Below are 10,079 nucleotides of genomic sequence, written 5' to 3'. Positions count from 1 at the left end.
CTTGACGCGGACAGCTTCTTTTTCATGCTCTCGGTTATTATTTCCCTCGTTCGGCAAAGCGGCGAAGCGCGCCGCGCTGCGCCGCATGGGTCAGCAGGAAGCCGACGCCCGCGGCGGCCGCGATGAAGGCGCCGACGAAATACGCGGCGTCGTACCCGCCCCACCCTTCCATCCATCCGCCGAACGCGCCGCTCGCGAGCCCCGCCAATCCGACGAATACCGCCGATAAAATCGACTGCCCCGTCGAACGAAGCTCCGTCGGCACGACGCGGACGACGTACGCGACGGCGGAAATCCAAAAGACGGCATACGTGATCGAATGCGACGCCTGAAGGAACATCAGCAGGAACGGGTCGGACACGATGGAATACAGCAGCCAACGGACGACGTACAGGAGACCTACGGCCCCTAGCAGCGCCAGCTCATGCACTCTGCGCATGTACCGGTGCAGCAAGTAAAACGTCGGCACCTCGCTGAGCGCCGCCAGCGCCCAGGCGAGACCGACCATCTGCTCCGTCGCGCCGAGGTCGGTTAAATACAGCCCTAGGAAGGCGTCGTTCATCCGATGCGGCACCATCAAGACGAAGACGAGCAGTAAAAACCATAGCAGCGTCCGGTTGCGCCCCACCACCGCGAGCGAACGCAGCGTGACCGGCGGCGCTGCGATTTTCACATCCTTCAAGAACATCGCCAGCGCGAGCGGAAACACCCAGATGCCCCAATAAATCCATTGCAAATTTTCCACCCCGCCGATCGCGACGAGGATGCCCCCCGCCAGCACCGAGAAGATGCAAAAGCCGATCGACCCCCACATCCGCACCGTGCCGTACCCGACGCCCGCCTCCTCGGACATGCGGATCGTCAAGGAGTCTAACAAGGGAGAACTCGGCATAAGAAAGAAATAGAGCAAGGTCACAAAGACGAATGTCGGCGCGAAGCCCGACGCGACGAACATCGCGACGCTGCAAATCAATTGCAGCGACCAGAGCAAGGCAAGCACCCATTTGACGGTCTGGAACCGGTCGCTGACGTAGCCCCATACCGGTTGGGCGACGATGGCGGCGCAGGGACCGACCATCATCAGCAGGCCGACCTGCACGGCGGAAAATCCCTTGAAGGCGAAATACAGCGGCAAATACGGCAGCAGCACCGCATTGGAGCAATAATACAACGCGTTGAGCGCCTTGACGATGACGAGTTGACGATTCATGAGGCGTTCCATCCATCCTATCCGAAAGTTCTTTATCTATATATCCCTACATCCTACTCCAATCTCTCGAAAATGAGAAGTGCGCCGCGGCCGCCGTTCGACGTCATGGGACAAAAATCCACTGTGCCGGGGGCGAAACGTGTCATATAATGGAGAAAGCGAACATGGGGAGAGTGCATTCAAATGGAGAGTATCGTAGCCGTATTGCTTCTGCTGCTCGGCGGAGCGGCGCAGACGCCCGCAGAGCCGACGCTCGACGAATGGCTGCTGGCGACGGAGCAGGCCCGCCAAGCGGCCATCGAAGCGGAGCGAGGCTCTTCCGGCATTCCGTTAATCGAGAAAGAGGATCCGCAGCCGGACGCCCCCGCCGTGAAGGGCCTCTACGCGACCGCCCACAGCGCCGGCGGCGCGCGCCTGGAATCGCTCCTTGCGCTCATCGACGCGACGGAACTGAACAGCCTCGTCATCGACGTGAAGGACGACTACGGCTATATCACGTATCCGACGGAAGATCCGGCGCTGCTCGAACGAAATACGGTCAAATCGATTATCAAGGACCCTTCCGCCCTGCTCGCGCGCCTTGCGGAGCATGAGGTGTACCCGATCGCGAGGGTGGTCGTCTTCAAAGACTCCGTATTGGCGGAGAAGCGCCCGGACTTGTCTTACGTGCAAGCCGACGGCACGGTCTGGAAGAACGGCCGGGGCGAATCGTTCGTCAATCCGTACTTGAAAGAAGTATGGGAATACAACGTACAAGTCGCCAAGGACGCCGCGAAGCTGGGCTTCAAAGAAATTCAATTCGATTACGTCCGATTCCCCGAGGGGTTCGAGAAGAAAGCGGACATTTTGTCCTACGCCAGGGACGAACGTAAGCGAATCGAAGTCGTGGCCGATTTCGTCAAATACGCCCGCGAGGAGCTGTCTCCGCTCGGCGTGCGCGTGTCGGTCGACATCTTCGGCTACGCCGCGTCGGTCCCGGCGGCCGAAGGCATCGGCCAAGATTTCGAGCTCATCTCGAAATACGTGGACGTCATCTCGCCGATGGTGTATCCGAGCCATTACTCGACCGGCTGGTTCGGTTCGAAGGTGCCCGACGCGGCGCCTTACGCCACGATCGACGGCGCCATGAAAGACACCTTCAAGAAGCTCGAGCCGCTCGGCCCGTTCCAGCCGGTCGTCCGCCCTTGGATTCAAGACTTTACGGCTTCCTGGGTGAAGGGCTATATTAAGTACGGCAAGCGCGAGGTCGAGGAGCAAATTCGCGCGCTCAAGGATAACGGGATCGAAGAATTTATGCTTTGGAACGCGGTTAACCGCTATACAGAGGGCGTCAATTACGACTTGGAATAATAATTCGTTCGTTCGGGGTGCCTCGTCCGGGGGCATCCCTTTCTTATGTTATAATGGAAGGAATTCGCGCCGCCGGCAAGGGGGAGACACGAACGATGGGAAACATCGTCGCCGCAACCGTTCAGAACGCTACGAAAGCGACAGCCGCCGGGCATACGATGGGCAGCCTGCTGCGCTTCTTCGCCCCGCTCGGCTTCGCCGCCTGCCTCGTCAGCATTACGCACTCCATCATCCACTCCACGCTCACGAAGGCGGACCAGCCGGAGCTCGCCATCGCGGCGTACGCGATCGGCGCCAGCCTGTTCGGCTTAACGGAGCGCCCTGCCGTGCTCGTCCGGCAAACGAGCTCCGCGCTCGTACGGGACCGCGCCTCGTTCCGCGCGATGTCCGGCGTCACTTGGATCCTGATCGCGGCTACGGTCGCTTTCGGCGCCGTCGTTTGCTATACGCCCGTCGGCGGGCTGCTGTTCGAGCAGGCGTACGGCGCCGACCCGGCGCTCGTGCCGCAGATCATACAAGGCTATCAATTTTTTATGTGGGTCAGCGTGTTCTCGGCGCTCCGTTGCTTGTACCACGGCGTGATCATCAGCCAAATGCGCACGAAATGGGTGACGATCGGCATGATCGTTCGTTTGATCGGCATGATCGCCATCGCCCACTACTTCGTCCGTACCGACAGCGTGAACGGCGGCTGGGTGGGCGCTTGCCTGTTCGCCGCCGGCATGATGATCGAAGCCGGCGTGTGCTACTGGGAAGGGCGAAGCTTGACCCGCAAGCTGCCCGAGCGGCTGCCGGATCACGAGATCGCGACGAAGCGCGACGTCTTCGGCTTCTATCGGCCGCTGCTGTATTCCTCGTTTATCGTCGTCATCATCGCGCCTGCCATTAACGCGCTGCTCGGCAAGACGGTGAACGTCGAACTGTCGATCGCTTCGTTCGCGGTCGCGAGCAGCATTTTCAACTTGGTCATGAGCGTCTTTACGTACATTCACCAGATCGTACTGAATTTTTACCCGACCTCCCCGAAGCTGGTTTTCCGCTTCCAGCGCATCGTCGGCTTCATGCCGGGGCTGCTCATGGCGGCGATCAGCTTCTCCCCGGCGGGCACGTTCGCATTGGCGGACCTGATGGGGCTGTCGGGGCGTCTCCTGTCGGACACGCTCGCGGTGCTGCAAGCCTTCACCCTGCTCGGCCTCGTGCTGCCGTGGCTCGATTTCGGCAACGGATTTTTGATGCTGTTCCGACGCACGCATGTGTTCATGTGGTCGCAGGCCGCGAACACCGGCTTCGCCGTCGTCGTCCTCGTCGCGCTCGTCGCGCTGCTCCCCGGCTGGAACGGCGTGATCGGCCCGCTCGCGATGACCGCCGGCTCCGCGGCCGAACTGGCCGTCGTCGGATTTGCGCTGTACCGCGCTCGGTGGGAGACGGGCATGCAAACGCCGAAAGCCGCGAACCGCGCATGACATGAATCCTCTCTCCCCTGGTCATTCTATTACCGGGGGTGAATCGCATGAGCAGGCCGTTGCAGTCGGACGTCCAATTCGAACGCGCGCTGCGTTCGAGATCGTCCGTCTACGCGAAGGACAAGCTAGGCGGCAACCACGACTTCGTCGGCGCCTTGGACGCCTTCAATCCGATCTACGTCACGCTGTCCGGATCCCGGCTGTTCCGGGGCGACTACGAGTTCATCACGACGCATACCCGCTGATCCGCCCGACCGGCGCCCTCGTTTCCGCAAAGAGACGGGGGCGTTCGCGGGTACGGGCTCCGACTCCGACGCATACGGTAAATCAGTACCGTGCGAGAGGAGGGGGGCGGAATGGGCGGACGGCCGAGCAAATCGGATCGGAACGCGATTCACGATTGGGTCGAGCGGGTGAAGGAAGCGCCGCCGGGGACGACGCCGAGCGGGGTGCCCGACTTACCGTACCCGATGGTCGACTCAGGCAAACATCGGTTCGTTTACGAGTTGGGGAATGGCGCCGTGTTAAAGCTCCCGAAGGTCGCCAAGGGCATCGGCTGCAACGAGCGGGAGGCGGACTTGTACCGCCGGGCGCCGAAAGCGTTGCGCAAGCATCTCTGCCCCGTCATCGCCGCCGGACCGGGCTGGATCGTCATGAAGAAGCTGGAGACGCCCGTGCCGCGCAAGCGGAAATACGAGAAGCAGGTGATGCGGATATTGGAGTTGGGGCTCGACTTCGGCGTCCGAATTTCCGATATCGTTCACCGCCGGACCGGCAGGCCGAGGCGAAACAATATTCGGCTTCATAAGGGACGCGTCGTCTTGATCGACTACGCGAATCTGTACGATGCGGACCGCAGCTTGCTTTCCGCGTGCGTTCGTAGATTTCTGGCGGAGCAGCCGCCGGACGGTATGGAAACTCAAGGAAAGAGGCCGCCCCGAAAGTAAAGAAACTTTACTTTCGAGGCGGCCTCTTCTTCGCGATTTCTTTATTGCGACAACCGCAACGCGAGATCGTACAAGTCCTTGTTGAACGGTTTCTTGGTCGTGACGACCTTCTCGATATCCGTAGCGACGAGCTCGTTCTGAAGGACGCCGCACGCCTTGCCCGAATCGCCCGCGATCAGTCGGCGCACCGCGAAGTCGCCGAGCCGGCTCGCCAGGATGCGGTCGTTATGCGTCGGGGAGCCGCCGCGCTGAATATGGCCGAGCACGGTGACGCGGCATTCGATGCCGCTCGACTCGGTGATTCGGTTGGCGATGTCCTCCCCCTTGCCCACGCCTTCGGCGACGAGGATGATGCTGTGCCGCTTGCCGCCCGCGAAGTGCTTCTTCATGTTGGAAGAGATGGCGTCGAGATCGAACGGCATCTCCGGGACGAGAATCGCTTCCGCTCCGCTCGCAAGCCCCGCGTACAATGCGATGTCCCCGCAATGGCGTCCCATGACCTCGACGACCGAGGAACGCTCGTGCGACGTCATCGTATCGCGCAGCTTGTTTACCGCGTCCACGACGATCGTGACGGCCGTATCGAAGCCGATCGTAAAGTCGGTGAACGGGATATCGTTATCGATCGTGCCCGGCAGCCCCATCGTCTTGATGCCTTGCAGCCGGAGCTTGTTCGCGCCTTGGTACGAGCCGTCCCCGCCGATGACGACGAGCCCGTCGATGCCGCGCTTGCGCAAATTGTCCGCCCCGATTTGCTGCCCCTCGAGCGTCATAAACTCTTTGGAGCGGGCCGTCTGCAAAATCGTGCCGCCCCGCTGAATAATATCGCCTACGCTTCGAATGTCCATCTCTCGAATATCGTCGTGGATCAAACCGTGGTAGCCGCGCTGCACCGCGAACACCTTCAATCCGTAAAACAGCGCGCTGCGCACGACGGACCGCACGGCCGCGTTCATCCCTTGGGAGTCTCCCCCGCTCGTTAATACCGCAATCGATTGTACCGACATCGTCGTTGCCTTCCTTCCTCTACCTTCGTTATGGTCTAGCGTCTTGAATGAGCGGCTTCGCGATGCCCTGCCGCCTGCGAATCCAGACGCTGTTCGCCCAGAAAAAAAGCCGCGTCCAAGGACTCCCGCGCATCAGCCGCTTCGTTACCGCGACGACCTCCGGCTGCCTGCCGACCTTCGGGTCGGACAAATAGAGCGCCAGCAACCCTTCGACGACCATCGCATGAAACCGCCGGTCTTCGATGCGACGAACGCGGCTGCGCGCCTCTTCGGCGATCGTCTCGATCCGTTCCGCCGTATGCCGGACGTCGTCGTAGTACGTGCAGAAGTTCAAATCGCCCCCGATGCGGTCCTCCTCGGTATCGATGAGGTAATCCAGCAGGATGTGGAGCGAGCAAACGTACGGAAAATAGGCGTCCCGGGCCGCGCGCGCCTTCGCGTCGGTCACGCCGTCCTCGGCCGCCGTCGCGAACAAATAAAACATGCCGAGCGTCGACCCCGTCGCCGCCGCGAATTCGTTCCAGCCGAGCTCCGGGCACTTGTCCCGATGGCTCGACCACCACGCGGTAAGCGCGGGCAGCCGATCTTCGCGGCGAATATGCTTGTGGACCTGCAGGTCTCCGTACAGCTCTACGAGCTCTACGACGTACGGCTTTACCGCTTCATAGGAAGGCAGCGACGCGACGCCGCGCCGGCACGTCTCGACGAGGCGCCGTAAATATCCGCCGTCGTCCCGCTCCGCGCGGAAGGCGTAATAATCGTCCGTCATCGGCCGGGACGGATCCACCGCGTCGCGCATCGCAAGGTGCAGCTGGCGGAAATCGTCCGCCTCCATCGACGTCGAGCGGTCGCACAGGTTGTCCAAATAGTCGCTGATCGTCTGCAGCGCCGCGACGAGCGGGATGAGCACCTCCCGGCTGCGGGGGCGGAGCAGCGCGTAAATCGATCCGCCCTCGCAGTGGAATCGCTTCGTCCCGAGGCTCGCGAGCGCCTGCGTTCGCAGCTCCGCGTCGGGAATCGCCTCCGCATCGGCCGTCCAGCGCCGCAGCTCCCGATCGACGTCGGGCAGGATGTACCGATAAACTCGCAGCATCAGGGAGATCGGCCCCCTCGGGGCGGCTCCGGCTGCGCTTGTGGGTTCCGTCAAGTCGTCGTTCCTCCGAAGCATCGTTGTAGGCAGTACGCGGCGATCGTCGACATCTCCAGCCGCTGCAGCCGTTCGAGCAGCGCCGTCGCCGGAGCGTCGGCGGAGCGGACGGCCCGTTCCACCGCCCGGTTGAAGGCGTATGGGTCCCACGCCCCGCCGGGGACGAATGCGGCGCCGCCGTCCGCGTTTCGGACCGCCGCCGCCAGCTCCCGATAACAAGGATGAGCGCCGACGCGCCGGAACCAATACTCGGCGTTGCCGTAATCGCCCTCCATCCGGTGCATCACGCCGTGAAGCAGGCTTCCCGTCGGCGTCTCGATGCGCTGCGACAGCTCGTGCGAGCCGTCCAAATCGTCGTTCCAAAGCAGCAGCGCGGACCGAAGCGCGTCGGCATCGGCGCCGGCGCCGAACGAAGCGTTCGCGATGTTCTCGGACAACGCCGCGTCCCAAGGCCGCTTCGGCGCGAGGCGCTGCGGCGGCTCGCGGTTCGCCAGCGTCTCGAGCCACGCCCGCGCGTCCTTCTCGCTCATGCGTACCGTCCCCTTCCGAGCAAACACTTCATTATAGTATAGCTAATGATGGGCTTTCGTCGCAACGTCCTGGTTCAAGCGGAAATACAAGTGCAGGTCGTTGATCCGGCTCGCCCGCTCCGCGATATCCCATGTCATCTCGCAAACCAGGTCGAAATTTTCCTCCTCGTCGAGCCTCGACTGCAGATCGACGATCTCCCGCTCGAAGGCGAAAATGCGATCCGGAATCGCGCCGCGAACGGTTTCCCAAAAGTACAATATTTCCGATTGCTCGCGCGCGGTAAACTCGTTCCAATCCTTCGTCAGGCGCGGCGTCGGAATGCCGAGGCGCTCGTCGTAAGCGAATTGCGACTGCGGGTCGAAAGACATAGCGGCCGTCCCCTCTCCGTTCCGTACAAATGCGATGAACGCATCGTTATCAATATATCACGAACCGTTCGGCGGAGTGAAATGCCTTGACGGCTTGCCGCAGTTCGTTATAATTGGGATATGGTATTAGTACCAACTACTAATCATATTAACGAATAAGGCGTGAATCCGAATGACTACCGACACCATCTACGAAACGATCAAGGCCGCCATGCACGAGCGCCGCAGCGTTCGGAAATATACCGAAGCCCCCGTCGCCGTCGAAGACATCCGCGAAATTATCGACTGCGCCCGGTACGCGCCCAGCGACACCAACTCTCAGACGTGGGAATTCGTCGTCGTCGTCAACCGAGAGAAGATCGCCCGCATCGAGGAGCTGACGTGGGAGGCGCTGCACCGCAAGGCCGAGGAGGCGACGGCGCGCGGACTCGAGAAGGAAGCGCGCATGCTGACCCGCTCCTTCGGTCCGTACGCGACCGCGTTTCGCGACGCCCCGGCGCTCGTCATCTGCCTCGCGACGCCGTACGAATCGAAATTCCGCGACAAAATTTTCGACCCGATCGGCCTCGTGCCGGACGAGGTGTGGCGCGAGGAGGGCATCAAGTCGAGCTGCCTCGCCTCGCAAAACTTGATGCTCGCCGCCCATGCCCGTGGCCTCGCGACGTGCCCGATGACCGGCCCGGTGTTGCTGGCCGAAGAGGAGCTCAAGGCGTATCTCGGCATCCGCGACGAAGCGCAGGTGAACATGGTCATCGCCCTCGGCCATCCCGCGGAGACGCCGGCGAAGCTGCCGCGCAAGAGCGTGGATGACATCTTGACGATCGTCGAATAATGCGCAAAGAAGCCCTTGCCGGAACGCTCCGGCAGGGGCTTCGATCGTTACTCCGCGGGCTTCGCGATGCGCAGCAAGCGCGTAGAGCCCGGAATGAACGGCAGGCTCGACGGCAGCAGCGCCGCGGCGGCGCCGGCGGCCTCGAACGACTCGATCAGCGCCTCCAGCCCCGGATACCGCTCGTGCCGAAGCGTGTAGAGCGGATATACCCGTACCTCGCCGCCCGGCCGCGTCACCCGGTACAGCTCCCGCAGCGCGTCCCGGTGGAACGCGAAATCGAATTGCTCTTCATATAAGAAAAGGAAATGGCTGCACAGCGTCAGCGCGAACGCGTCGTCCGGGAACGGCAGCCTTGGCAGCGCCGCGGCGACGTACCGCCGGCGACGCTCGCCGGCTCCAATCTCTCGTTCCCGCTCCCGCTCGCGGCGGTAATCCGCGGCGAACGCTTCCAGCGACGCCTCCCGGTTCGCGCGATGCGCCTCGAGCGAGCCGTAATAGGACCAGTCGAACCGCTCCTTCAGCCGCGCCAGCTTCGCGGTCGACGCGGCGATCTCCTCGGCGCTCTCGGCGTACAGCGTATCCGCGTCCTTCGCGTAGCGCGGATCGGCCGCGACGACCTCGGCGCCGCGCCCGCCGGCCTCGGCCGCGAACGACGACGCGCCTCCGGCGACGTCGAGCACCGGACCGCGCCGGAGCGCCTCGTCGTCCAGCGCGAACATCGCTTCGTATTCCCGATACGACCGGCAGGTCACCGCGACGCCGGCCTGCGGGTAAAACCCGGGCGCCCGCTCCGTCGCTTGCGCTCCGTTCTGCGCTCCGCGCAAATCCTCGTTCCATGCTTCGTTCATCTTCTCGCTCATGCTCATCTCTCCTCGTCTCGTCTCGCTCTCGTCTCGTCTTTCCTCGCGCGGGCTTCGCCCGTTCCGGCCGCCTTCGCGTCCGGTTGCCCGATATTGTACCACATCCGTTTGCAAACGTGCGGAATTTTTTGTATGATGGCGCGGAAAGGGTGATGGACGGACATGCCGACGAAAAGAGTGCAGATATGGAAGCGCGACAAGTGGAATATGATTAACGCCGAAGTGCGGGGCCGCGAGATCGAGGTCATCGAAATCAGCGATCAGTGGGGCGAAGAGTCTCGCACGTTTTATAGCCGTTCGGAGCTGCGGCATTGGGTGGAGCAGCGGTTCGCGCCGGAACGGTTTCAAGGCACGGAGGAAGAGC

The 10,079-nt window shown here is 62.3% G+C and carries 12 protein-coding genes; 6 read left to right on the top strand and 6 right to left on the bottom strand.

Features of this window, described 5'->3' with window-relative positions; genetic code table 11:
* Positions 1-37 precede the first annotated feature (37 nt).
* Positions 38-1,210 carry an MFS transporter gene (locus VEZ38_RS10135; RefSeq protein WP_324893240.1) on the bottom strand — a complete coding sequence of 391 codons (1,173 nt, stop codon included), beginning with the start codon at positions 1,208-1,210 and terminating at the stop codon, positions 38-40.
* Positions 1,211-1,393: 183 nt separating this feature from the next.
* On the opposite strand from VEZ38_RS10135, the gene VEZ38_RS10130 reads away from it, so the two are divergent.
* From VEZ38_RS10130 to VEZ38_RS10115, 4 genes are all read left to right on the top strand, one after another.
* Positions 1,394-2,560 (top strand): putative glycoside hydrolase, encoded by a 1,167-nt coding sequence (locus VEZ38_RS10130; RefSeq protein ID WP_324893239.1) that lies wholly within the window; start codon positions 1,394-1,396, stop codon positions 2,558-2,560.
* A gap of 95 nt (positions 2,561-2,655) precedes the next feature.
* On the top strand, positions 2,656-4,023 hold the full coding sequence (locus VEZ38_RS10125; RefSeq protein ID WP_324893238.1) for a multi antimicrobial extrusion protein MatE: 1,368 nt from the start codon (positions 2,656-2,658) through the stop codon (positions 4,021-4,023).
* A 47-nt stretch (positions 4,024-4,070) separates the two neighbouring features.
* Complete coding sequence (locus VEZ38_RS10120) at positions 4,071-4,268, top strand: hypothetical protein (protein WP_324893237.1); 198 nt, start codon at positions 4,071-4,073, stop codon at positions 4,266-4,268.
* Positions 4,269-4,379: 111 nt separating this feature from the next.
* Complete coding sequence (locus VEZ38_RS10115) at positions 4,380-4,970, top strand: hypothetical protein (protein ID WP_324893236.1); 591 nt, start codon at positions 4,380-4,382, stop codon at positions 4,968-4,970.
* A gap of 41 nt (positions 4,971-5,011) precedes the next feature.
* On the opposite strand, the gene pfkA is transcribed toward VEZ38_RS10115, so the two are convergent.
* The 4 genes from pfkA to VEZ38_RS10095 are packed head-to-tail and all read right to left on the bottom strand — an operon-like array spanning position 5,012 to position 8,023.
* On the bottom strand, positions 5,012-5,977 hold the full coding sequence (pfkA, locus tag VEZ38_RS10110) for a 6-phosphofructokinase (protein WP_324893235.1): 966 nt from the start codon (positions 5,975-5,977) through the stop codon (positions 5,012-5,014).
* A gap of 28 nt (positions 5,978-6,005) precedes the next feature.
* Positions 6,006-7,070, bottom strand: coding sequence for a tetraprenyl-beta-curcumene synthase family protein (locus VEZ38_RS10105; RefSeq protein WP_324893241.1), 1,065 nt, complete (start codon positions 7,068-7,070; stop codon positions 6,006-6,008).
* Positions 7,071-7,120: 50 nt separating this feature from the next.
* The gene (locus VEZ38_RS10100) at positions 7,121-7,654 is read right to left on the bottom strand and encodes a hypothetical protein (protein ID WP_324893234.1); all 534 of its coding nucleotides are present in this window, start codon (positions 7,652-7,654) and stop codon (positions 7,121-7,123) included.
* A gap of 42 nt (positions 7,655-7,696) precedes the next feature.
* Positions 7,697-8,023 carry a hypothetical protein gene (locus VEZ38_RS10095; protein ID WP_324893233.1) on the bottom strand — a complete coding sequence of 109 codons (327 nt, stop codon included), beginning with the start codon at positions 8,021-8,023 and terminating at the stop codon, positions 7,697-7,699.
* Positions 8,024-8,195: 172 nt separating this feature from the next.
* Between VEZ38_RS10095 and VEZ38_RS10090 the strand changes: the two genes are divergently transcribed.
* The gene (locus tag VEZ38_RS10090; protein ID WP_324893232.1) at positions 8,196-8,855 is read left to right on the top strand and encodes a nitroreductase family protein; all 660 of its coding nucleotides are present in this window, start codon (positions 8,196-8,198) and stop codon (positions 8,853-8,855) included.
* 47 nt (positions 8,856-8,902) lie between these two features.
* On the opposite strand, the gene VEZ38_RS10085 is transcribed toward VEZ38_RS10090, so the two are convergent.
* On the bottom strand, positions 8,903-9,715 hold the full coding sequence (locus VEZ38_RS10085) for a methyltransferase domain-containing protein (RefSeq protein WP_324893231.1): 813 nt from the start codon (positions 9,713-9,715) through the stop codon (positions 8,903-8,905).
* Positions 9,716-9,877: 162 nt separating this feature from the next.
* On the opposite strand from VEZ38_RS10085, the gene VEZ38_RS10080 reads away from it, so the two are divergent.
* A partial coding sequence (locus VEZ38_RS10080) for a hypothetical protein (RefSeq protein WP_324893230.1) occupies positions 9,878-10,079 on the top strand: 202 nt, incomplete at its 3' end.

Origin of the sequence: Paenibacillus sp. (assembly GCF_035645235.1) — a bacterium.
In the GTDB taxonomy this organism is placed as follows: Bacteria; Bacillota; Bacilli; order Paenibacillales; family YIM-B00363; genus Paenibacillus_AE.
This window is presented reverse-complemented; position numbering and strand designations above follow the sequence as displayed.